This is a genomic window from Allobosea sp. Leaf344, from assembly GCF_001426225.1.
In the GTDB taxonomy this organism is placed as follows: domain Bacteria; phylum Pseudomonadota; class Alphaproteobacteria; order Rhizobiales; family Beijerinckiaceae; genus Allobosea.
Genome location: NZ_LMRT01000008.1, coordinates 20474 through 40799, shown reverse-complemented (window position 1 = coordinate 40799; position 20326 = coordinate 20474). Strand labels below are relative to the sequence as shown.

General features: G+C 69.9%; 23 protein-coding genes. 12 read left to right on the top strand and 11 right to left on the bottom strand.

Annotated features, from left to right (window positions below):
- Positions 1 to 65 precede the first annotated feature (65 nt).
- On the top strand, positions 66 to 1001 hold the full coding sequence (locus ASG72_RS05965) for a lipid A biosynthesis lauroyl acyltransferase (protein ID WP_056710119.1): 936 nt from the start codon (positions 66 to 68) through the stop codon (positions 999 to 1001).
- A gap of 165 nt (positions 1002 to 1166) precedes the next feature.
- Entirely contained in the window at positions 1167 to 1931 is a 765-nt protein-coding gene (locus ASG72_RS05960) for a DUF1223 domain-containing protein (RefSeq protein WP_244488720.1), read from the top strand.
- 7 nt (positions 1932 to 1938) lie between these two features.
- Here ASG72_RS05960 and ASG72_RS05955 read toward each other — a convergent pair whose 3' ends face one another.
- The 4 genes from ASG72_RS05955 to ASG72_RS05940 all read right to left on the bottom strand — a co-directional run bounded on the left by ASG72_RS05955 (position 1939) and on the right by ASG72_RS05940 (position 4375).
- Positions 1939 to 2166 (bottom strand): hypothetical protein, encoded by a 228-nt coding sequence (locus ASG72_RS05955; RefSeq protein WP_056710115.1) that lies wholly within the window; start codon positions 2164 to 2166, stop codon positions 1939 to 1941.
- Positions 2167 to 2301: 135 nt separating this feature from the next.
- A complete protein-coding gene (locus tag ASG72_RS05950; RefSeq protein WP_056710112.1) occupies positions 2302 to 2907 on the bottom strand; it encodes a TPM domain-containing protein in 606 nt (201 codons plus the stop codon).
- Entirely contained in the window at positions 2907 to 3764 is an 858-nt protein-coding gene (locus ASG72_RS05945) for a TPM domain-containing protein (RefSeq protein ID WP_082540130.1), read from the bottom strand. The genes ASG72_RS05950 and ASG72_RS05945 overlap by 1 nt, the downstream gene beginning before the upstream one ends.
- Positions 3765 to 3766: 2 nt before the next feature.
- Complete coding sequence (locus ASG72_RS05940; protein ID WP_056710172.1) at positions 3767 to 4375, bottom strand: LemA family protein; 609 nt, start codon at positions 4373 to 4375, stop codon at positions 3767 to 3769.
- Between the two features lie 171 nt (positions 4376 to 4546).
- Here ASG72_RS05940 and ggt point away from each other — a divergent pair, with 171 nt between their 5' ends.
- The 5 genes from ggt to ASG72_RS05915 all read left to right on the top strand — a co-directional run bounded on the left by ggt (position 4547) and on the right by ASG72_RS05915 (position 10610).
- Positions 4547 to 6307, top strand: a complete 1761-nt coding sequence (gene ggt, locus ASG72_RS05935; RefSeq protein ID WP_056710110.1) for a gamma-glutamyltransferase — start codon at positions 4547 to 4549, stop codon at positions 6305 to 6307.
- Between the two features lie 209 nt (positions 6308 to 6516).
- The gene (locus ASG72_RS05930) at positions 6517 to 7494 is read left to right on the top strand and encodes a GAF domain-containing protein (protein WP_056710107.1); all 978 of its coding nucleotides are present in this window, start codon (positions 6517 to 6519) and stop codon (positions 7492 to 7494) included.
- Positions 7495 to 7636: 142 nt separating this feature from the next.
- A complete protein-coding gene (gene adh, locus ASG72_RS05925; protein WP_056710105.1) occupies positions 7637 to 9154 on the top strand; it encodes an aldehyde dehydrogenase in 1518 nt (505 codons plus the stop codon).
- Between the two features lie 66 nt (positions 9155 to 9220).
- Positions 9221 to 10252 carry an alcohol dehydrogenase AdhP gene (adhP, locus tag ASG72_RS05920; protein ID WP_056710103.1) on the top strand — a complete coding sequence of 344 codons (1032 nt, stop codon included), beginning with the start codon at positions 9221 to 9223 and terminating at the stop codon, positions 10250 to 10252.
- 1 nt (position 10253) lies between these two features.
- Positions 10254 to 10610 (top strand): DUF779 domain-containing protein, encoded by a 357-nt coding sequence (locus ASG72_RS05915; RefSeq protein WP_056710101.1) that lies wholly within the window; start codon positions 10254 to 10256, stop codon positions 10608 to 10610.
- Positions 10611 to 10619: 9 nt separating this feature from the next.
- On the opposite strand, the gene ASG72_RS05910 is transcribed toward ASG72_RS05915, so the two are convergent.
- Positions 10620 to 11105: a hypothetical protein gene (locus ASG72_RS05910; protein WP_056710100.1), complete on the bottom strand. Its 486-nt coding sequence runs from the start codon at positions 11103 to 11105 to the stop codon at positions 10620 to 10622.
- 2 nt (positions 11106 to 11107) lie between these two features.
- A complete protein-coding gene (rlmN, locus tag ASG72_RS05905) occupies positions 11108 to 12334 on the bottom strand; it encodes a 23S rRNA (adenine(2503)-C(2))-methyltransferase RlmN (RefSeq protein WP_056710099.1) in 1227 nt (408 codons plus the stop codon).
- A 207-nt stretch (positions 12335 to 12541) separates the two neighbouring features.
- Here rlmN and thpR point away from each other — a divergent pair, with 207 nt between their 5' ends.
- Both thpR and ASG72_RS05895 read left to right on the top strand, forming a co-directional pair.
- Positions 12542 to 13120, top strand: a complete 579-nt coding sequence (gene thpR / locus ASG72_RS05900) for an RNA 2',3'-cyclic phosphodiesterase (RefSeq protein ID WP_056710098.1) — start codon at positions 12542 to 12544, stop codon at positions 13118 to 13120.
- A 2-nt stretch (positions 13121 to 13122) separates the two neighbouring features.
- Positions 13123 to 13413 carry a 4a-hydroxytetrahydrobiopterin dehydratase gene (locus tag ASG72_RS05895; RefSeq protein ID WP_056710170.1) on the top strand — a complete coding sequence of 97 codons (291 nt, stop codon included), beginning with the start codon at positions 13123 to 13125 and terminating at the stop codon, positions 13411 to 13413.
- On the opposite strand, the gene ASG72_RS05890 is transcribed toward ASG72_RS05895, so the two are convergent.
- From ASG72_RS05890 to ASG72_RS05880, 3 genes are all read right to left on the bottom strand, one after another.
- Positions 13414 to 14595 (bottom strand): GNAT family N-acetyltransferase, encoded by a 1182-nt coding sequence (locus tag ASG72_RS05890; RefSeq protein ID WP_056710096.1) that lies wholly within the window; start codon positions 14593 to 14595, stop codon positions 13414 to 13416. It lies immediately after the preceding gene.
- A 4-nt stretch (positions 14596 to 14599) separates the two neighbouring features.
- Positions 14600 to 15232, bottom strand: coding sequence for a DUF6875 domain-containing protein (locus ASG72_RS05885; protein WP_156395827.1), 633 nt, complete (start codon positions 15230 to 15232; stop codon positions 14600 to 14602).
- Between the two features lie 90 nt (positions 15233 to 15322).
- Complete coding sequence (locus ASG72_RS05880; RefSeq protein ID WP_244488723.1) at positions 15323 to 15988, bottom strand: RNA pseudouridine synthase; 666 nt, start codon at positions 15986 to 15988, stop codon at positions 15323 to 15325.
- 190 nt (positions 15989 to 16178) lie between these two features.
- Here ASG72_RS05880 and ftsY point away from each other — a divergent pair, with 190 nt between their 5' ends.
- Positions 16179 to 17372: a signal recognition particle-docking protein FtsY gene (gene ftsY, locus ASG72_RS05875; protein ID WP_056710089.1), complete on the top strand. Its 1194-nt coding sequence runs from the start codon at positions 16179 to 16181 to the stop codon at positions 17370 to 17372.
- A complete protein-coding gene (locus ASG72_RS05870; RefSeq protein WP_200939902.1) occupies positions 17369 to 17995 on the top strand; it encodes a septation protein A in 627 nt (208 codons plus the stop codon). The genes ftsY and ASG72_RS05870 overlap by 4 nt, the downstream gene beginning before the upstream one ends.
- 11 nt (positions 17996 to 18006) lie before the next feature.
- Here the strand turns inward: ASG72_RS05870 and ASG72_RS05865 are convergent, their stop codons facing one another.
- The gene (locus ASG72_RS05865; RefSeq protein ID WP_056710087.1) at positions 18007 to 18792 is read right to left on the bottom strand and encodes an SDR family NAD(P)-dependent oxidoreductase; all 786 of its coding nucleotides are present in this window, start codon (positions 18790 to 18792) and stop codon (positions 18007 to 18009) included.
- Between the two features lie 190 nt (positions 18793 to 18982).
- On the opposite strand from ASG72_RS05865, the gene ASG72_RS05860 reads away from it, so the two are divergent.
- On the top strand, positions 18983 to 19318 hold the full coding sequence (locus ASG72_RS05860; protein ID WP_056710165.1) for a YkvA family protein: 336 nt from the start codon (positions 18983 to 18985) through the stop codon (positions 19316 to 19318).
- A 33-nt stretch (positions 19319 to 19351) separates the two neighbouring features.
- Here ASG72_RS05860 and ASG72_RS05855 read toward each other — a convergent pair whose 3' ends face one another.
- Complete coding sequence (locus tag ASG72_RS05855; protein ID WP_056710084.1) at positions 19352 to 20326, bottom strand: NADPH:quinone oxidoreductase family protein; 975 nt, start codon at positions 20324 to 20326, stop codon at positions 19352 to 19354.

Sequence of the window (20326 nt, the reverse complement as noted above, 5' to 3'; positions counted from 1 at the left end):
CATGACAGGACCGGGCGCGGGTGAGACGACTGAAAGCTTTGGCCGCTCGGCTCGGTGCCACGGTGATGATCGGCCTCGTGCGGGCGCTGTTCGGCGTGCTGCGCTGGCTCGGGCCGGAGCGGTCCAGCGATCTCGGCGGCTGGCTGCTGCGCAGCGTGAGCCCGCTGATCCCGGTCAACCGCGTCGCTGTCGCCAATATCCGCGCCGCCTTTCCGGAGAAGGACGAGGCCGAAATCAGGCGGATCGCGCGCGGCGCCTGGGACAATCTCGGCCGGACCGCGGCGGAATACGCCCATCTCGGCACGCTCTTCGACTGGGACGACCGCAATCCCGACGCGCCCTCGCGGGTCGAGGTCTCCGGCATCGACCATTTCATCGCCTTGCGCGACGATGCGCGGCCCGGGCTGATCTTCTCGACCCATCTCGCCAATTGGGAATTGCCGGCGATCTGCGCCCAGGTCTATGGGCTCGACACCACCGCCGTGTTCCGCGCCCCCAACGACCCCGCCATCGCCAGCGTAGTCCACGAGATCCGCTCCGGCGCGATGGGCGGGCTGGCTGCTGCGAAACAGGGCGCCGCCTTCGCCATGCAGAACGTGCTGGAGCGCGACGGCCATCTCGGCATGCTGATCGACCAGCATTTCACCCGCGGCGTCGTCGTCCCCTTCATGGGCCGCCCGGCTCTGACCAACCCGATCATGGGCAAATTCGCCAGGCGCTTCGAATGCCCGGTCCATGGCGTCCGCGTCATCCGCCTGCCCGGCCACCGCTTCCGGCTGGAACTGACCCCGCCGCTCGATCTGCCGCGCGATGCCGGCGGCGAGATCGACGTCGCCGGCGCCATGGCGATGATGACCGCCGTGGTCGAGGGCTGGGTGCGCGAACATCCCGAGCAATGGCTGTGGATGCACCGGCGCTGGCGGCCCAACATGATCAGGGGCCCGATTCCGGATCTCGCCGCGCTCGCTGAGGGCACGGCGCCTGTTTTCAAGGCAACGTGATTTCCAAGTGAGACCGACAAGGCGCTTTGGTAATCCATTGGCGCCACCATGGCGCCGAAGCGTCTTTCGAACGGGCCGGATCCCGGTCCGCGTGAAGAAGCCGCGTCGAGGCAAGGGCTGGAGCATTGATCCGAGGGATCGGACATGCTCTGGAGTAAGTGAATTATGACAATCCGCGTTTCCCTCACGATGCTCGTCGCGGCCGCCGTGCTCCATTGGGGCGCGATGCCGGCCATGGCGCAGACGGCATCGGTGCAGATGGCCGCGCCGCAGCCGAAGGCGGTCGTGGAGCTGTTCACCAGCCAGGGCTGCTCCTCCTGCCCCGCCGCGGACGCGCTGTTCGTCGAGCTGGCGAAGAACCCGGCCCTGATCGCCCTGACGCTGCCGGTGACCTATTGGGATTATCTCGGCTGGAAGGACACGCTCGGCCAGGACGCCTTCACCAAGCGGCAGAAGCAATATTCCAAGGTCCGGGGCGACGGACAGGTCTATACACCGCAGGCCGTGATCAACGGCACCGGCCACGCCATCGGCTCGAACCGCGGCGATATCGAGAAGGCGATGGCTCCCGCCGCCTTCATCGCAAGGATCGCCGTCAAGACCGAGGGCTCGGTGCTGGCCATCACCGTGACGCCGCTGCCCGATACGGCCGGGCGCGAGGCGGCGATCTGGGTGTTGCCGACCACCGGCCAGGTGACCGTGCCGATCGCGCGCGGCGAGAATGGCGGGCGCACCGTGACCTATGCCAATGTCGTGCGCGGTCTCGTCCGCGTCGGCGATTGGAAGGGCGGGGAGGCGAGCGTCAGTGTCCCGCTCGAGACGATCCGCGTCGCGGGGGCGGATGGCTATGTCGTCCTGCTGCAGGCCGAGCAGCCCGGCCGCTACGGCATGATGCCCGGTGCGATCCTCGCCGCCGCACAAACCCGCTGATACCGGCTCAGCGCCCCGATTTCACGTCGATATGGATGATCTCTTCGCCGCCGGCCGCAGCCGGGGCGGATGGCGCGTCCCACAGCGCGAAACCGTTTTCCAGCACGCCCGCCGCAGCGACCGCCTTGGGCGGGCCGCCATGCCAGTCCCGATCCGTCGCGACCTCGGCATCGAACTGCCACGGGCCCTGCTCGGCCGGAAGCCGCGCCCCCGCGCGATCATCGGTCACGGCCATCACCCCGGGGCTCCCGGTCGAGCGGAACCTGAAATATCTCTGCATCCTGGCCTCCCCTGACGCCGGCCGGCTTCTGCCGCCTGGGCCAAACCGCTGCGCCGGCTGGGAGGTTCCGCCGCGCCGGGCCGCGCGCCGCTAAAGCAGCACCACCTTGTTGGGCAGCTCGTCGAGATCGCCCTCCCGGCGCGGCGCATGCTCGGCCAGCACGAGCCCGACCCGCTCCACCGCCGCGATCACCCCCTCGCGCAGCCGCCCCTGCCGCGCCGCATCGAGCAGCGGATCGATCACCCCCTGCCAGACCGACGGGTCGACCCGTTCGTCGACGGCGCTGTCGGCCAGGATCTCGGCATAGCGCTCCTGCAGCGCGACATAGAGCAGCACGCCGGTCCGTCCCGCCGTGCGCGACAGGCCGCGGGCCGTGAATTCCCGCAGCGCCGCGTCATGGGCGCGCCGGCGCTTGATGAAGCCCGGGACCAGGCGCCCGCCCCGGCCATACCAGAGGAAGGCGGCGAGCAGGATCGCTGCGGCGATCAGCTGCACCAGGAAGATCCGCGGCGCGCTGGTCGCGGTGAGCGACAGGAGCGGCCAGGGCGTCAGCAGCGACAGAACCAGCGCCACGACCAGCGGCACGCTGCGATAGCTGCCCGCCGCGCGGTCGATCACCACCACGATCTCGCCGGCGGTGCCCAGTTCGGCCCGGCGCACGGCCTCGGCTATCGCGTCCCGATCCCCGGCATCCATCACCAATCTCCCGAAGCGCCGCCACCGCCCGACGACCCGCCGCCGCCGGAGAACCCGCCGGAGCCCGACCCCCAGCTGCCGCCGGAGGAGCCCGAGCCCCAGCCCGACGAACCCGTGCCCCAGCCGGCGCCGGTGCTGGCCGGCAGCGTCACCCAGCGCCCGTTGCGCATGCGGTGGCGCCTCGCCCCCGTGGCCTGCCTGAAGCCGTTGATCAGGATCGACGCCATGATGACGATGACGATCATCGCGAAGATCACCCCGGCGAGATCGCCGCCGCTGCGCGTGTCGTCGCGGATCGTGGCCCGTCGCTGCCACTCCTCGGCATCGCCGGCCAGGATCGAGAGGATCGCGTCGACACCCGCCTCCGTGCCCCCAGCGAAATCGCCCGTCTTGAATTTCGGCGCGATCGCCGTGGTGATGATCACCTTGGCGAGCGCGTCGGTCAGCGCGCCTTCCAGCCCGTAGCCCACCTCGATGCGCAGCTTGCGCTCGCTCGGCGCGATCAGCAGCAGCACCCCGTTGTTGCGCGCCTTCTCGCCGAGCTTCCAGAAGCGGAACAGCCCATTGGCGAAATCCTCGACCGAGACGCCCTGCAGCGACGGGACGGTCGCGACCACGATCTGGTCGCTGGTCTTGTCCTCATGCGCCTTCAGCTTCGCCTCGATGCGCTGCAGCGCGTCCGGCGGCAGGATCGCCGCGCCGTCGACGATGCGCCCGGTCAGGGCGGGATAACTGACCGCCGCCAACGCCAGCGCGGTGAGGCCGAGCAGCAGCCAAGCCGCCGCGGCCAGCGCCGATGCGGCGGCGCCGGAGAACCGGCTGCCCGACCGGCTGCGCAGCCGCCCCCAAGGCGCCATCGCTAGAACTTGACCGCGGGCGGGCGCTCCGCCCCGGCCGTGGCCGCGAAGGTCTCCATCGCCTTGGCGCCCCAGAACAGCTTGGCCCAGATCACCCCTGGAAAGGTGCGGATCTCGGTGTTGAAGGCCTGGACCGCCTGGATGTAGTCGCGCCTCGCGACCGTGACCCGGTTCTCGGTCCCCTCGAGCTGCGACTGCAGAGCGAGGAAGTTCTGGTTCGACTTCAGCTCCGGATAGCGCTCCACCGTCACCAGCAGCCGGCCCAGCGCGCCGCTGAGCTGGTTCTGCGCGTCCTGATATTCCTTGAACTTCGCGGGATCGGTGATCGTCGAGGCATCGACCTTGACCTGCGAGGCCTTGGCGCGCGCCTCGACCACGGCGGTCAGCACCTCACGCTCCTGTGCGGCAAAACCCTTCACCGTCTCGACGAGATTGGGAATCAGGTCGGCGCGGCGCTGATACTGGTTCTGCACCTCGGACCAGGCCGCCTTGGCCCGCTCTTCCAGCGTCGGCACATTGTTGACGCCGCAGCCGGCCAGGGCGAGCCCGAGCAGCGCCGCGAGCGCGAGCCGCAGGCTGCGGCGCGGCGGGAACGATAAAGAAAGCGACATGCTGGCCTCTCTGCTGCTGCCCGGACGAGCGAGGTGACCATAGACCAGCGCATCCCGCCGCTCCAAGCCTCGTGACCACGATGCCGAAACAGGGCTCCATCCCGCTTCCGCAGTGGCGCAGCGTCACGCGACCGGGTTAGGATTTCAGGCAGCCGAGCCGGAGACCCGCCGATGCACCATTTCACCAGGTTGATCGCAGCCCTCGCCTTCTCCGCTGCTCCGGGGCTGCTGCCGGGCCAGGCCCCGGTCCGGGCCCAGTCTCTCGCCCCGGCTCCGGAGGCGGCGACCGGGAGGATCGCCAAGAGCGCCAGCCAGGCGCAGCGCTTCATGGCGGCGGCGGCCAATCCGCTCGCCGCCGCGGCGGGGCGCGACGTCCTGCGCGCCGGCGGCAGCGCCACCGATGCGGCGATCGCGATCCAGCTGGTGCTGAACCTGGTGGAGCCGCAGAGCTCGGGGATCGGCGGCGGCGCCTTTTTCGTCTATTGGGACGAGGCGCGCCGACAGGTCTCGACCCTGGACGGGCGCGAGACCGCGCCGGCCGCGGCGAAGCCGGAGCGCTTCATCGGGGCGGACGGCAAACCCATGCGCTTCCTCGATGCCGTCATCGGCGGGCGCTCCGTCGGCGTGCCCGGCACGGTGCGGCTGCTGGAGGAAGCGCATAAGCGCTGGGGACGGCTGCCCTGGGCGGAGCTCTTCGCCCCGGCGATCCGCCTCGCCGAGGACGGCTTCGCCGTATCGCCGCGGCTCAACGGCCTGCTGGCGGGCGAAAAGAACCTCGCCCGCGATCCGCGCGCCGCGGCCTATTTCTATGAGCCCGACGGCAGGCCGAAACCGGTCGGCGCGACGCTCAGGAACCCGGCCTTCGCCGGCACGCTCCGCAGCATCGCCGAGAAGGGCGCCGGCGCCTTCTACGAGGGCGAGATCGCCCGCGACATCGTCGCGACTGTCACCGGCCACGCCGCCAACCCCGGCGACATCACCCTCGCCGACCTCGCGGGCTATCGCGTGGAGGAGCGCCAGCCGATCTGCGGCCCCTATCGCGTCTACCGGATCTGCGGCATGGGCCCGCCCAGCTCCGGCGCCGTCGCCGTGCAGCAGATGCTGGGCATGCTGGAGAGCCGCGACCTCGCCCGGATGGGGCCAGGGGCCGAGGCGGCGCATTGGTTCAGCGAGGCGGGGCGCCTCGCCTTCGCCGACCGCGCGCTCTACCTCGCCGATCCCGCCTTCGTCGCGGTCCCGACGCAGGGGCTGGTCGACGCCGACTATATCCGCGCGCGCGGCGGGCTGATCATGCCCGGCAGCTCGCTGGGGCGCGCCCGGGCCGGCGAACCGCCCAACAAGCGCGCCATGCTGCTCAGCCCCTCGGAGGGCGTGGAGAACGGCACCAGCCATATCTCGGTGGTCGATGCCGACGGCAACGCCGTCTCGATGACCACCACCATCGAGGACGGGTTCGGCGCGCGGCTGATGACGGCGGGCGGCTTCCTGCTGAACAACGAGCTGACCGATTTCTCCTTCCTGCCGCAGGAGGATGGCAAGCCTGTCGCCAACCGCGTCGAGCCCGGCAAGCGGCCGCGCTCCTCCATGGCGCCGACCCTGGTCTTCGATGCCTTCGGCAGGCTCTATGCCGTCGTCGGATCGCCCGGCGGCAGCCAGATCATCGGCTATGTCGCCAAGACCCTGGTCGCGCTGCTCGACTGGAAGATGGATCCGCAGGCGGCGGTCGATCTCGGCAATTTCGGCAGCCGCAACGGCCCGACCGAGCTGGAGAAGGGCACCGAGGCCGAGGGCTGGAAGGCGGCGCTCGAGGCGCGGGGCCATGAGGTCAGGCTGCTGGAGATGACCTCCGGCATCCAGGCGATCGTGAAGACGCCGGAAGGCTTCGTCGGCGGCGCCGATGGACGGCGCGAGGGGGTGGCGATCGGCGATTGAGGCGGCCCAGGACAATTCGCGACACGGACGGGACGCGGCGACGCAAGCCGGCCCTGCCGCTCCTGACGCTACGGAAGTATATCAGCCGATCGGCTTGACAGTGCCGCCGGCTTGGCCGGAACATCCGCGGAAAGCGCGGCCGCCCGACGTCCCGACAGGGCAGGCGATCCAAGAATCCGCCGCGCATCGGGTGGAAACGGGTGTCGAGCATGGCTGACGCCGGGCACGCAGGTCACGCCGACCGGGTTTTCGCGACGCTGAGCGACACGGCCGCCGTCGCGCAATCCGCCGTGGCCGCCTCATGGTCGCGCTCGGCCCTGCGCTATGGGCTCGACCCGAACCAGGCCGGCCCGCCGCGCCAGCTCGACCGGCCGGAATTCGAGCGCGCCCGCGACCGGCTGCGCCCGCTGATCGATCTCAGCCGCGTCTCGCTGGACCGGCTGTTCCAGGCGGTGGGCGAGGCCGGCTGCTGCGTCCTGCTCACCGATCAGGAGGGCGTACCGCTCGAGCGCCGCGGCATGCCGGGCGACGATCTCGATTTCCGCAATCGCGGCCTCTGGACCGGCATGGTCTGGAGCGAGGCCTGCGAGGGCACCAATGGTGTCGGCACCTGCCTCGCCGAAGCGCGTCCGGTGACGATCTGCCGCGACCAGCATTTCCTCACCCGCAATATCGGCCTGAGCTGCACGGTCGCGCCGATCTGGGATCCGCGCGGCCGGCTGATCGCGACGCTCGACGTCTCGACCTGTCGTGCCGATGTGACGCCGCCGATCCTCAGGCTGATCGCGAGCGCCACCATCGAAGCGGCGCGGCGCATCGAGGCCCGCTGTTTCCAGGCCGCCTTTCCGAAGGCCCGCATATTGGTGGTGCCGGACGGGGCGCATGGCGCCGGCGGGCTGCTCGCCGTCGACCGGCAGGACCTCGTCATCGGCGCGAGCCGCGCCGCGCGCCTCGCCCATGGCCTCACCGACGCCAGGCTCGCCGAGCCCTTCCCGGCCGAGGATCTGCTGCTCGGCGACGAGGCGGCGCCCGCGGAGGATCTCGGCGCGGCCGAGCGCGGCGTCGTCCAGCGCGCTCTGGCGCGAGCCCGCGGCAATGTCTCGGCGGCGGCGCGTACCCTCGGCGTCAGCCGCGCGACGATGCACCGGAAGCTCGCCCGTTTCGGGCTGGATCGCGGGCATGCCTAGGCCTGCGCGTGATTCCCGCCGGAACTGTCGCAAGGTTGAGACAGTCCGGTCGGCGGAAATGCCCCGGCCCGGCTGACAAGCGCAGCCGCCCGGACCGATCCTGCCGGCAGAGCGCCAACTCAGGCGCCGCAGGAGGAAAACGATGAACAAACCCGAATTCAGCCGCGTCTCGGCGCCGCCCTTCAAGACCCGCTACGATAATTTCATCAATGGCAGCTGGGTCGCGCCGGTGGCGGGGCGTTACTTCGACAATACCTCCCCGGTGAATGGAAGGCTGCTCTGCGCCGTCGCCCGGTCCGACGAACAGGACATCGAAGCCGCGCTGGACGCGGCCCATGCGGCCCGCGAGGCCTGGGGTCGCACCAGCGTCGCGGAACGGTCCCTGCTGCTCAACCGCATCGCGCAGGTGATGGAGGATCATCTCGCCTTGCTGGCGCAGGCCGAGACCTGGGACAATGGCAAGCCGATCCGCGAGACCATGGCGGCCGATATCCCGCTGGCGATCGATCATTTCCGCTATTTCGCGGGGGTCATCCGCGCCCAGGAAGGCGCCCTCTCCGAGATCGACCACGACACGGTCGCCTATCATTTCCACGAGCCGCTGGGCGTGGTCGGCCAGATCATTCCCTGGAACTTCCCGATCCTGATGGCGGTCTGGAAACTGGCGCCGGCGCTGGCCGCGGGCAATTGCGTGGTGCTGAAGCCGGCCGAGCAGACACCGGCCTCGATCCTGGTGCTGATGGAGCTGATCGCCGATATCCTGCCGCCCGGCGTCGTCAACATCGTCAACGGCTTCGGCCTGGAAGCCGGCAAACCGCTCGCCTCCTCCAGCCGCATCGCCAAGATCGCCTTCACCGGCGAGACCACCACCGGCCGGCTGATCATGCAATATGCCAGCCAGAACCTGATCCCGGTGACGCTGGAACTCGGCGGCAAATCCCCGAACGTCTTCTTCGACGATGTCGCGGCGCAGGACGATGATTTCCTCGACAAGGCGGTCGAGGGCTTCGTGATGTTCGCGCTCAACCAGGGCGAGGTCTGTACCTGCCCGAGCCGCGCGCTGATCCAGGAGAGCCTCTACGACCGCTTCATGGAGAAGGCGCTGCAGCGTGTCGCGGCGATCCGCCAGGGCGATCCGCTCGACCCCGCGACGATGATCGGCGCCCAGGCCTCCTCCGAGCAGCTCGAGAAGATCCTCAGCTATTTCGACATCGGCCGCCAAGAGGGTGCGCAGGTGCTGGCCGGCGGCGCGCGCCAGGAGATGCCGGGCGATCTCGCCGGCGGCTTCTACGTCCAGCCGACGGTGTTCAAGGGCCATAACCGCATGCGGGTCTTCCAGGAGGAGATCTTCGGCCCCGTCGTCTCGGTGACGACCTTCAAGGACGACGACGAGGCGCTGGCCCTGGCGAACGACACGCTCTACGGGCTCGGCGCCGGCATCTGGACCCGCGACGGCACCCGCGCCTATCGCTTCGGCCGGGGCATCCAGGCCGGCCGCGTCTGGACCAATTGCTATCACGCCTATCCCGCCCATGCGGCCTTCGGCGGCTACAAGCACTCCGGCATCGGCCGCGAAAACCACAAGATGATGCTGGGCCATTATCAGCAGACCAAGAACATGCTGGTCAGCTACGCCCCGCAGAAGCTCGGCTTCTTCTGACGAGCGGAAGCCGGCGGCGCGACCCGCGCGCCGCCGGTGCCGACACCCCATCCAGGAGGCCATGCCATGGCGAAGACGATGAAGGCCGCGGTCGTGCGCGCGTTCGGACAGCCGCTGACCATCGACGAAGTCCCGATCCCCGAGCCCGGCCCGGGTCTGATCCAGGTGGCGATCCGCGCCTCGGGGGTCTGCCACACCGATCTCCACGCCGCCGAAGGCGACTGGCCGGTGAAACCCAACCCGCCCTTCATTCCCGGCCATGAAGGCGTCGGCTTCGTCTCCGCCGTCGGCGCCGGGGTGAAGCACGTCAAGGAAGGCGACCGCGTCGGCGTGCCCTGGCTCTACACCGCCTGCGGCCATTGCCGCCATTGCCTCGGCGGCTGGGAAACCCTGTGCGAAAGCCAGCTCAACACCGGCTATTCCGTCAATGGCGGCTTCGCCGATTATGTCGTGGCCGACCCGAATTATGTCGGCCATCTCCCGGCGAATCTCGATTTCCTGGAGCTCGCCCCCGTGCTCTGCGCCGGCGTCACCGTCTATAAGGGGCTGAAGGTGACGGAGACGAAACCCGGCGACTGGGTGGTGATCTCCGGCGTCGGCGGGCTCGGGCACATGGCCGTGCAATATGCCCGGGCGATGGGCCTCAACGTCGCGGCGGTCGATATCGACGACGCCAAGCTCGATCTGGCGCGGCGGCTCGGCGCCACCCTGACCGTGAATGCGCTGCATGACGACCCGTCCGCCACGGTCAGGCGCGAGACCGGCGGCGGCGCCCAGGGCGTGCTGGTGACGGCGGTGAGCCCCAAGGCCTTCAGCCAGGCCGTCGGCATGGTGAACCGCGGCGGCACGGTGGTGCTCAACGGCCTGCCGCCGGGCGGCTTCCCGCTCGACATCTTCGGCATGGTGCTGAAGGGCATCACGGTGCGCGGCTCGATCGTCGGAACGCGGCTGGACCTGCAGGAATCCCTGGATTTCGCCGCCGAGGGCAAGGTCAAGGCGACGGTCAGCCCGGCCAGGCTCGATGACATCAACCTGATCTTCGACCGCATGCACAAGGGTCAGATCGAGGGTCGGATCGTCATCGACATGGCGAACTGACATGGGAGGCGTTGGCGAAGACGAACCGGCGCGCGTGGTCGCCACGCCGCGGGCGCTGGCTCTGCTCGAGGAGATCGTCGCGCGTCACGGTCCGGTGCTGTTCCACCAATCCGGCGGCTGCTGCGACGGCTCCTCGCCGATGTGCTATCCCCGCGACGGCTTCGTGATCGGCGATCACGACGTGAAACTCGGCGAGATCGCGGGCGTGCCAGTCTATATCGGCGGCGCGCAAGCCGCGCTCTGGCGGCATACCGGGCTGATCATCGACGCGGTCGAGGGCCGCGGCGGTATGTTCTCTTTGGACAACGGCACGGAGCGCCGCTTCCTCACCCGCTCGCGGCTGCTGCCGCCCGGATGAGGCGGCGGCTCAGCCGGTGGCCGGCTGGCGGGGCTCGCCGCCGGCGCTGCGGCCTGCGACCAGCCAGTAGACGAAGCCGGTCATGGCTCCCACCAGCACCAGCGCGCCCAGAATGCGCGCTTCCGACTGGCTCGGCGCCCGGGCGAATTGCAGCACGGCGAGCGGCAGCAGCGCGGCGAGGGCGCCCGTCAGCCCGCTCTGCACGAGCAGGCTGCGGATCCGGAATATCTCGCTGAACAGCGCCGTGAACACGACCGGCGCGACGATGATGGCGAGGCCGAGCCGGCCGATCAGCGCGAAGGCCGCCTGCGCCGCGGGAGCCGGATCATAGCCGGCCTCGGCGAGGCCGAAGAGCGCGTCCATCAGCCGGCCGAAGCCGCCGCCGATCAGCAGCGCCACCTCGGGCGAGGCGAGGCTCGCGATCATCATCGCGAACAGCCCGGTGCCCATCGCGAAGATCAGGGCGAAGGGGATCAGCAGCAGCCAGCGCAGCATCGTCAATGCGCCGCCTGGGCCGCCGCCGCCGTCTCGTCCTGGTCGAGCATCAGCCGCGCCCGGGCCGAGAGCTTCTCCGTCTCGCTCTTCAGCTGCCCGCAGGCGGCGAGAATGTCGCGGCCGCGCGGCGTGCGCACCGGCGAGGCGTAGCCGGCCCGGAAGACGATCTCGGAAAAGCGCTCGATCCGGTCCCAATCCGAGCATTCATAGCGCGTGCCGGGCCAGGGATTGAACGGGATCAGGTTGATCTTGGCCGGGATTCCCTTGAGCAGCCGCACCAGCTCGCGCGCCTCGGCATCGCTGTCGTTGACGCCTTTCAGCATCACATATTCGAAGGTGATGCGCTTGGCGTTCGACAGGCCGGGATAGCTGCGGCAGGCCTCGAGCAGCTCGGCGATCGGGTATTTCCTGTTGAGCGGCACCAGCTCGTTGCGCAGCTCGTCGCGCACCGCATGCAGCGAGATCGCCAGCATCGTCCCCATCTCGGCACCGAGCGGCCCGATCTGCGGCACCACGCCCGAGGTCGAGACGGTGATCCGTCGGCGCCCCAGCGACAGCCCCTCATTATCGGTGATCACCTCGATCGCGTCGCGAACCCCGTCGAAATTATAGAGCGGCTCGCCCATCCCCATGAAGACGATGTTGGAGACGAAGCGCCCGCCATCATTGGGGACGAAGGCGCCGTCCGGGGCGGAGCGGTTGGGGAAATCGCCGAGCCGGTCGCGCGCCACCATCAGCTGCGCCACGATCTCCTCGGTGGTCAGGTTGCGCACCAGCCGCTGCGTGCCGGTATGGCAGAAGGTGCAGGTCAGCGTGCAGCCGACCTGGCTCGAGACGCAGAGCGTGCCGCGATCCATTTCCGGGATATAGACGCATTCGATCTCGGCGCCGCGGTCGCGCGGGCCGGTCGGCGCCATGCGGATCAGCCATTTGCGGGTCCCGTCGGTCGAGACCTGCTCCGCCGTCACCTCCGGCAGGTCGAGGCTGAAACGCTCGGCCAAGGCGGCGCGCAGCCCCTTGCCGATCGTCGTCATCGCCGCGAAGTCGCGCACGCCGTAATGATAGATCCAGTTCCAGAGCTGGCCGACGCGCATGCGCCGCTCCTTCTCGGGCACGCCGATCTCATTGAGGGCCTCGGCCAGGCCCGACCGGGTGCGCCCGACCAGCGACGGCTTCGGCATGGCGGCGTGCGCCGCGGGCGCGGCGGTCTCGGCGACGGAAACGATCATCGGAACTCTCGGAAAACGGCCGCTCGCGGCCCCATTTGGCGCAGTCCATAGCATGGCGAGGCGGCATCGCGAAACCATGCAGGCTCCGGGGCGCCGCAGCACGCTCGTCATATGGGGTGCGCTGCGCCGGAGAAAACTGTGTCCCGACCCCGTCGCCCGCCTCCGACCGTCTCGCCATGTTCACAATAACTCGGCTATGATTCGCCCATGCCGAGGCTGTTCACAGCTCTGGAAATTCCCGCCGACATCGCTTCGGCACTGACCCTGCACCGGGGCGGGCTGGTCGGCGCGCGCTGGATCGAGCCCGCGGATTACCACATCACCTTGCGCTTCCTCGGGGATGTCGACCGGCGCATGGCCCATGACGTCGACGAATTCCTGGGCGAGCTGCGCAGCTACCCCTTCGACATCACGCTCGACGCGCTCGGCACCTTCGGCGGCGACAAGCCGCGGGCGGTGTTCGCGCGGGTGCAGCCTTCGGCGAAGCTGAGCGAGCTCCAGGCGGATATCGAGCGGCTGATGCGCCGGCTCGGCCTGCCGCCGGAAGCGCGGAAATTCGTGCCGCATGTCACCCTCGCCCGGCTGCGCGACGCCTCCCCGGTGGATGTCGCGCATTATCTGGCGATGCATCCGATCATCCGCCCGATCGGCTTCACCGCGCGGCGCATCGCGCTGATGTCCTCGCGCGATTCGATCGGCGGCGGACCCTATGTGGTCGAGGCCGCCTATCCGCTCGGTCCGGCCTATCCGAACCGGTTGCCGCGCGGCGACGTGCAGCGGAGATGATGATGCAAAAGCGCCTTGGCCCGGATGCCCGCAACGAGGCGCTCGCGACGCTCGCCGGCTGGCGCGCCGTCGAGGGGCGGGAGGCGATCGCCAAGCGCTATGTCTTCCGCGATTTCAGCGAGGCCTTCGGCTTCATGACGCGGGTCGCGCTGCTGGCGGAGACGATGAACCATCATCCGGAATGGACCAATATCTACAAGACCGTGGACGTGACGCTGACCACCCATGATGCTGGCGGCCTGACCGAGCTCGATGTCAGGCTGGCGCGGGCGATGGACGCGCTGACCGCCTGATCAGCGCTTCGGCCAGCGCCGCGCCGCGAGCTGCAGCAGCGCCAGGCCGGGCGTGCTCTTCGCCGCCAGCTTGGCCAGCGGCCGCCAATGCGGCAGTCCCGCCCGGCACAGCAGCCGGCCCACCGGACTCAGCGGCAGCGTCAGATCGCTCACCCCCGTCGCGCCATCGGCATGGGCGTGCTTATAGCGATCGGCCGGCGCCAGCATGTCGAATCGGCTGCTGCCGCGCGCCTGGGCGCTGGCGAAGCTGTGCTGGATGAGCAGGCGTCCCAGCCCCTGGCCGGCATGGCGCGGGTCGACGGCGTTGACATGGCCGAAGGTGACGCCCTTGCAATCGAGCGAGAGGTCGATGCCCGCCAGGCGCCCGTCGATGCGGATCATGGCCAGCCGCAGCGGGGAGCTGTCCGGGCTCTCCGCCGCGAGATCGGCGAAGAAGGCGGAAAAACGCGGATCGGCGATCGTCGGCGAGAAGATGCCGCGCGCGGCCAGGCCTTCGCGCTTCAGCGCCACCGCCTCGCGCGCCAGGGCGGCCGCCTCGCCCCCCGCCGTGCCGGTCGCGAAGTCGACGGCGCCGCATTCCGCGAGCCGCCGCAGCCTGCGCCGATGGTTGGAGCGCTCGCGGGCGGAATAGCCGGGCCCCGGTCCGCCATCCGCGACGCGCCGGTCGCAGAGCGCGAACAGCGCCAGCTCCCGCGCCGTGACGACCGGCTCTACCGGCAGCGCGACCTCGGCCAGCCGGGAATCGTCGCGCAGCTTGCGGATCTCCAGCAGATCCGCGCCGCTCGCCATGATGGCGCGCCATCCCGCCTCGACCAGGCCCGGCCGATCCTCGGCCAGCACATCGCTGAATTGCGCGATCGGCCCGCCCATGAAGCGCAGCAGGCGAAAGCCGAGGCGGCGCTGGCGGACCAGCGGCCAGACCATGGCGAGGCGCCCCTCCACCCGGCCGCAGAGGATCGCCAGCCTGTCGCCCTCGCCGAGATAATGCCTGGCCCAATGGCGCAGCAGCGCATGGCTCTGGAACAGCTGATGCGGCCGGCCCGCGCGGGCAAAGAGCCGGTCCCATTCGGCCCCGAGCGCCAGGAACCCGGCCATGCCGTCGATGATCTGGAGCTCCACCGCCGGCTTCGGCCGCAGGCCGGGCCATGCCACCTCGCCCGCTTCGGACGTCGGCAGGAACATCCGGTCAGCGCGCCGGGCGCAGATGGGCGTAGAGTCGTTTCATCCCCGCCATGCGGAAGCGGGCGAGATAGGGCAGCAGGAGCAGCGGGTGGCGCAGGGCGAAGGGCGCGTCATGCTCCACCATCTGGCGGATGGCGAGCACCGGCAGCGGCGCCCGCAACGGCCGGAAATCCGGGTTCCACAGCCCGCGCGCTTCCGAGCCGTCATGCATCAGCCCGATCATCCGGTTTCGGCTCAGCGCGTGGTACTTATGCCCCGCCTGGATGCGCTGGAGCATCGCGATGCCCTCGGGGCCGGCACAATTGGGAAAGCCGATGATCACGGTGCGGAAATGCGCCATGGCCGGTGCGACCGGGATGGCGTCCAGCGCCGCGAAGCCTGCGCGCAGCCGGGCGAAGGCCGCCTCCTCCCGGTCGGGCCCGGAGAGATCGACGCCGAGGCGCACGGCATTGAGCCGCGCAGCCTGGCGGGTATAGGGGCAGACGGCCCCGCCCCGCCCCAGATCGGGATTGCCCCTCATCAGATAGGTTTCGACCCAGCCGAGCAGGGCCGCCATCGTCGCGTCGCTGCTGTCGCGGGCTTCGGCGATGGTCGAGAGGCTGGAGAGATCGGACACGGACGGTGTGGGAGCGAGCATGTCGGCCTTGAGCCAGAGGGGCTTGAGCCGGGATCTAGCAGCATCGTCTTGAGGATTGATTGACGCGCCGGGGCGGATCGCCCCCGCATCTCAAGGCTTTGGTAACCATCCGCAGGCGGAGAGCGCGGCTTCCATATGCGCCGGCGGCGGCGCCTCGACCCGGATCGGCGGACGCTTCCGGTAGAGCGGGACGACGACGCTGCTCGCATGGAGCTGCAGCCCCGGACCCGCATCGCGACCGGCCGACCCATAGATCTCGTCGCCGAGGATCGGAAAGCCCGAAGCGGCGCAATGCACCCGCAGCTGATGGGTGCGCCCGGTCAGCGGCTCCAGCGCCAGCCAGCATAGCGGCCCCGCCGCCCCGCGCCCGCGGCCGAGCACGCGGTAGCGCGTCTGCGCCGGCAGCCCCGCCGGATCGGGCTTCATCCACCAGCCGCGCTCGGGCGATTGCTTGCCGAGTGCGAGATCGATCAGCCCCTGATCCTCGGCCGGTCCGCCTTCGCAGATCGCCCAATAGGTCTTGTCGATGCGCCCGTCGCGGAACATCTGGTTGAGCTCGGCCATGGCGCGGGGATGGCGGCCGAGCACGAGGCAGCCCGAGGTGTCCTTGTCGAGCCGGTGTGCGGCCTCCGGCTTGCGCGGCAGGCCGAAGCGCAGCGCGTCCAGGTGATCGGTCAGGACCGGGATCACCCGTCGCTTGGCCTGCGGCCCGCGATGGACCGGCAGCCCGGCCGGTTTGTCGATCACCAGCATCATCGCGTCGCGGTAGAGCAGCGGCACCGGCAGGGCCGTCTCCTCGGGCGAGGGCTGCGAAATCTCTGGTTGATCCGGCGCTGTCATGGCATTGCGCTAGCCAAGGCGGCCGGCGGACGCAAGCCGCGGCCTTGGCACCGAGGTTTCCGCCTTGCTTTGCCGAAGCGGGCGAGGCTGGGCTACAGGACGAGTGATGAGCGAGACCGACCCGAAAAAGCGCGGCTTCTTCTCCAGGCTGTTCGGCATCGAGGCCGATGCGCCGGCGCCGACCGAGGCCGGACCGGACGTTGCACCGGCGGCCGAGGCGCCGCCCCCGGTGCCGGAGCCCGATGCGCTGCTCTCTCCCGATCTGATGCTGGGCGAGAGCGCGCCGCTGCCGCTCGCCCCGGCCGCGCCCGAACCCGCTCCGCCCGCTCCGCCCGTTCCGCCTGTTGCGCCCGTGGTGGCCGATCCGCAGCCGAAGCGCAGCTGGTGGCGCAGGCTGACCGAGGGGCTCTCCCGCACCTCCTCCGCGCTGACCACCGGGATCTCGGACATCTTCAGCAAGCGCAGGCTCGATTCCGCGACGCTGGAGGATCTCGAGGATATCCTGATCCAGGCCGATCTCGGCCTCGCCACCGCCGCGCGCATAGCCAAGGCGGTGGGCGAAGGCCGCTACGACAAGCAGATCGACCCCGCCGAGGTGAAGGCGATCCTGGCGAGCGAGGTCGAGACCATCCTGGCTCCGGTGGCGCAGCCGCTGGTGATCGACGCCACGAAAAAGCCGTTCGTGATCCTGATGGTCGGCGTCAATGGCTCGGGCAAGACCACGACGATCGGCAAGCTCTCCGCCAAGTTCAGGGCGGAGGGGAAGACGGTGATGCTGGCGGCCGGCGACACCTTCCGCGCCGCGGCGATCGAGCAGCTCAAGGTCTGGGGCGAGCGCACCGGTGCGAGCGTCGTCTCCGGCCAGCAGGGCGCCGATGCGTCGGGGCTGGCCTTCGAGGCGCTGCAGAAGGCCAAGGCGGCCGGTACCGACGTGCTGCTGATCGACACCGCCGGACGGCTGCAGAACAAGACCGGCCTGATGGACGAGCTCGCCAAGGTGGTGCGGGTGATCCGCAAGATGGATCCGGACGCGCCGCACGCCGCCCTGCTCGTGCTCGACGCCACCGTCGGGCAGAATGCGCTGAGCCAGGTGGAGGCCTTCCAGCAGACGGCGGGGGTCACCGGCCTGGTGATGACCAAGCTCGACGGCACCGCGCGCGGCGGCATCCTCGTCGCGCTCGCCGCGAAATTCGGCCTGCCCGTGCATTTCATCGGGGTGGGCGAGAGTGTCGACGATCTCGAGCCCTTCGAGGCCCGTGACTTTGCCCGCGCGGTGGCCGGGCTGGGAGAAGCGAATTGAGCGAGACCACCACGGCGCGGCCCCCGGCGGCCGGCAAGATCAACCCGCTGCTGAAGCTGGCGCTCGAATTCGGGCCGCTGGCGATCTTCTTCTTCGCCAATTCCTATGGCGACCGGCTCTTCGGCGTCAGCAGCGACCGGCGCATCTTCGTCGCCACCGGCATCTTCATCGTCGCCTCGCTGATCGCGCTGGCGCTGTCGCGCATCCTGATGGGCCATCTCCCGCGCATGGCCATCGTCAATGCGGTGGTGGTCACGGTGTTCGGCGGGCTGACCATCGCGCTGGACGACGCCTTCTTCATCAAGGTGAAGCCGACCATCGTCAACGCGCTGTTCGGCTGCATCCTGCTGGGCGGGCTTCTGTTCGGGCGCTCCCTGCTGGAGCTGGTGCTGGAAACGGTGCTGCAGCTCGACGAGGAGGGCTGGCGCAAGCTGACCTTCCGCTGGGGCCTGTTCTTCTTCGTGCTGGCGGCGCTGAACGAGATCGTCTGGCGGACGCAGACCCAGGATTTCTGGGTGGCCTTCAAGGTCTGGGGCGTGATGCCCCTGACCATGGCCTTCGCTTTGGCGCAGACGCCGCTGATCCTGAAGCACGAGATCAAGGCGCCCGCATCGGCCGAATGAGCGGCCGCGGCCTAGCGCGGCGCCAGCCTGATCGCGCCGTCGAGCCGGATCGAGGTGCCGTTGAGCATGTCGTTCTCGATGATGCTCCTGACCAGCGCCGCATATTCCCCGGCCCGGCCGAGCCGCGAGGGATGCGGGATCGAGGCCGCGAGCGAGGCGCGCGCCTCGTCCGGCAGGCCTGCGAACATCGGCGTCTCGAACAGGCCGGGCATGATCGTCACCACCCTGATGCCGATCTGCGCGAGATCCCGGGCGATCGGCAGGGTCATCGCCGCGACGCCGCCCTTGGAGGCGGCATAGGCGGCCTGGCCGATCTGCCCGTCCTCGGCGGCCACCGAGGCGGTGCAGACGAACACCCCGCGCGAGCCGTCCGCGGTGATCGGCTCCAGCGCCGCGAGCGCCGCCGCCGATTTCGCGATCAGCCGGAAGGTGCCGACCAGATTGATCGCCAGCGTCTTCTCGAACAGCGCGGTGTCATGGGCGATCAGCTCGCCGGTGTCGCGCTTCTTCGACACGATCCGCCGGCCCGGCGCGACCCCGGCGCAATTCACCAGGATGCGCGCCACCCCCTGGGCGGCCCGCGCCTTGTCGAGCGCCGCATCCACCGCCGCCTCGTCGGTGACGTCACAGGAACAGAACACGCCACCGATCTCGGCTGCGATCTTTTCGCCGCGTTCGGCGTTCATATCGAGCAGCGCGACCTTGACGCCCTGGGCGGCGAGCATGCGCGCCGTGCCTTCGCCCAGGCCGGAAGCGCCGCCGGTGACGATAGCGGAGAGCGAGGAATCGAGCTTCATGAGGCTGTGTCCTTGATTGACTGCCGCTGGTTTAAGCCGACGCAGGGGCATTTCAAGCCGCAAGGCGTCAAGGCCGATGTGCAGGAAGCCTCTTGTGGCGAGGGCCCTGCTCGACCATATGCCCGCCGCATCGACCAGGGGAGACGACGATATGGGCGAGGGTTTCAGCTCCCGCTTCACGCCGGAGGAAATGGCCGCCATCCGCAAGAGCCTGCGCGACGAGAAGCGCTTCGGCGAGACCTTTCTCGCCCGGCTGAAGCGTGTCGCGAAGCGCATACCCTTCACCGAGGATCTTCTGGCCGCCTGGTACTGCACCCGTGATCCGGCGACGCCGCGCCGCGTCCGCATGACGCTGCTGGCGGCGCTCGGCTATTTCGTGCTGCCGCTCGACGCGCTGCCCGACATCCTGCCGCTGCTCGGCTTCACCGACGACGCGGCCGTGATCGCGGCGGCGCTGACCGCGGTCGCCACGGCGATCAAGCCGGAGCATCGGGAGGAGGCGCGGCGCACCATGGACGCGCTCTGACGGCCGGTCTTCGGGCGGAGCGGCGGGCCGGTCTCAGAAGGTCAGGACGATCTTGCCACGCGCCTTGCGGTCGCCGATCAGCGCATAGGCTTCCACCCAGCGCTCCACCGGCAGCGCCGCATGGACATGGGCGCGGATCCGCCCCTCGGCCGCCCAGCCCAGCAGCCGCTCCATATTGGCGCGATGCGCCGCCGGGTCGCGGCGCACGAACTCGCCCCAGAACACGCCGCGCAGGTCGCAGCCCTTGAGCAGCAGCAGGTTCAGCGGGATTTTCGGGATCTCGCCGCCGGCGAAGCCGACCACGAGATAGCGGCCCTCCCACGCCATCGACCGCAATGCCGGCTCCGCCATCTCGCCGCCGACCGTGTCATAGAGCACGTCGATGCCACGGCCCTCGCTCAGCCGGCGCAGCCCGGCGCGAATATCCTCCGCCTGGTAATCAAGCCCCTCCTGCGCGCCGTGCTCGCGGGCGAGAGCGAGCTTCTCCGGCGAGGAGGCGCAGGCGATGACGCGGGCACCGAGCAGCGCCCCGATCTCGACCGCCGCCAGCCCGGCGCCGCCCGCCGCGCCGAGGACGGCCAGGGTCTCGCCCGTCGCGAGCGCGCCGCGCTGGATCAGCCCGTGCATCGCGGTGCCATAGGTGACGAACAGCCCCGCCGCCTGCGCATCGTCCAGACGCTCGGGGATTCGGACCGCGGAGTCCGCATCGACGATCACCCGTTCCCTGGCGGCGCCATGGCCGAGCCAGGCCGCGACGCGCTCGCCGATGCGCCAGCCGCTGACGCCCGGGCCCAGCGCGACGATCGTCCCGGCGCATTCGGCCGAGGGCGAGAAGGGCAGCGCCGGCTTGGTCTGGTAGCGGCCCTGGATGATCAGCGTATCGAAGAAATTGAGCGCCGCCGCCTTGACCGCGATCGCGATCTGCCCCGGTCCCGGCCGGTCCTCCGGCAGGTCGCGGATCACCAGGGTCTCCGGCGGCCCCAGCGCCTCGCATAGCAGCGCCTTCAT

Bases quoted from the DNA above. Each gene is read 5' to 3' on its own strand.
- ASG72_RS05965 (WP_056710119.1), top strand. From the start codon at position 66: ATGATCGGCCTCGTGCGGGCGCTGTTCGGCGTGCTGCGCTGGCTCGGG.
- ASG72_RS05960 (WP_244488720.1), top strand. From the start codon at position 1,167: ATGACAATCCGCGTTTCCCTCACGATGCTCGTCGCGGCCGCCGTGCTC.
- ASG72_RS05955 (WP_056710115.1), bottom strand. From the start codon at position 2,166: ATGGCCGTGACCGATGATCGCGCGGGGGCGCGGCTTCCGGCCGAGCAG.
- ASG72_RS05950 (WP_056710112.1), bottom strand. From the start codon at position 2,907: ATGGATGCCGGGGATCGGGACGCGATAGCCGAGGCCGTGCGCCGGGCC.
- ASG72_RS05945 (WP_082540130.1), bottom strand. From the start codon at position 3,764: ATGGCGCCTTGGGGGCGGCTGCGCAGCCGGTCGGGCAGCCGGTTCTCC.
- ASG72_RS05940 (WP_056710172.1), bottom strand. From the start codon at position 4,375: ATGTCGCTTTCTTTATCGTTCCCGCCGCGCCGCAGCCTGCGGCTCGCG.
- ggt (WP_056710110.1), top strand. From the start codon at position 4,547: ATGCACCATTTCACCAGGTTGATCGCAGCCCTCGCCTTCTCCGCTGCT.
- ASG72_RS05930 (WP_056710107.1), top strand. From the start codon at position 6,517: ATGGCTGACGCCGGGCACGCAGGTCACGCCGACCGGGTTTTCGCGACG.
- adh (WP_056710105.1), top strand. From the start codon at position 7,637: ATGAACAAACCCGAATTCAGCCGCGTCTCGGCGCCGCCCTTCAAGACC.
- adhP (WP_056710103.1), top strand. From the start codon at position 9,221: ATGGCGAAGACGATGAAGGCCGCGGTCGTGCGCGCGTTCGGACAGCCG.
- ASG72_RS05915 (WP_056710101.1), top strand. From the start codon at position 10,254: ATGGGAGGCGTTGGCGAAGACGAACCGGCGCGCGTGGTCGCCACGCCG.
- ASG72_RS05910 (WP_056710100.1), bottom strand. From the start codon at position 11,105: ATGCTGCGCTGGCTGCTGCTGATCCCCTTCGCCCTGATCTTCGCGATG.
- rlmN (WP_056710099.1), bottom strand. From the start codon at position 12,334: ATGATCGTTTCCGTCGCCGAGACCGCCGCGCCCGCGGCGCACGCCGCC.
- thpR (WP_056710098.1), top strand. From the start codon at position 12,542: ATGCCGAGGCTGTTCACAGCTCTGGAAATTCCCGCCGACATCGCTTCG.
- ASG72_RS05895 (WP_056710170.1), top strand. From the start codon at position 13,123: ATGCAAAAGCGCCTTGGCCCGGATGCCCGCAACGAGGCGCTCGCGACG.
- ASG72_RS05890 (WP_056710096.1), bottom strand. From the start codon at position 14,595: ATGTTCCTGCCGACGTCCGAAGCGGGCGAGGTGGCATGGCCCGGCCTG.
- ASG72_RS05885 (WP_156395827.1), bottom strand. From the start codon at position 15,232: ATGCTCGCTCCCACACCGTCCGTGTCCGATCTCTCCAGCCTCTCGACC.
- ASG72_RS05880 (WP_244488723.1), bottom strand. From the start codon at position 15,988: ATGATGCTGGTGATCGACAAACCGGCCGGGCTGCCGGTCCATCGCGGG.
- ftsY (WP_056710089.1), top strand. From the start codon at position 16,179: ATGAGCGAGACCGACCCGAAAAAGCGCGGCTTCTTCTCCAGGCTGTTC.
- ASG72_RS05865 (WP_056710087.1), bottom strand. From the start codon at position 18,792: ATGAAGCTCGATTCCTCGCTCTCCGCTATCGTCACCGGCGGCGCTTCC.
- ASG72_RS05860 (WP_056710165.1), top strand. From the start codon at position 18,983: ATGGCCGCCATCCGCAAGAGCCTGCGCGACGAGAAGCGCTTCGGCGAG.
- ASG72_RS05855 (WP_056710084.1), bottom strand. From the start codon at position 20,326: ATGAAGGCGCTGCTATGCGAGGCGCTGGGGCCGCCGGAGACCCTGGTG.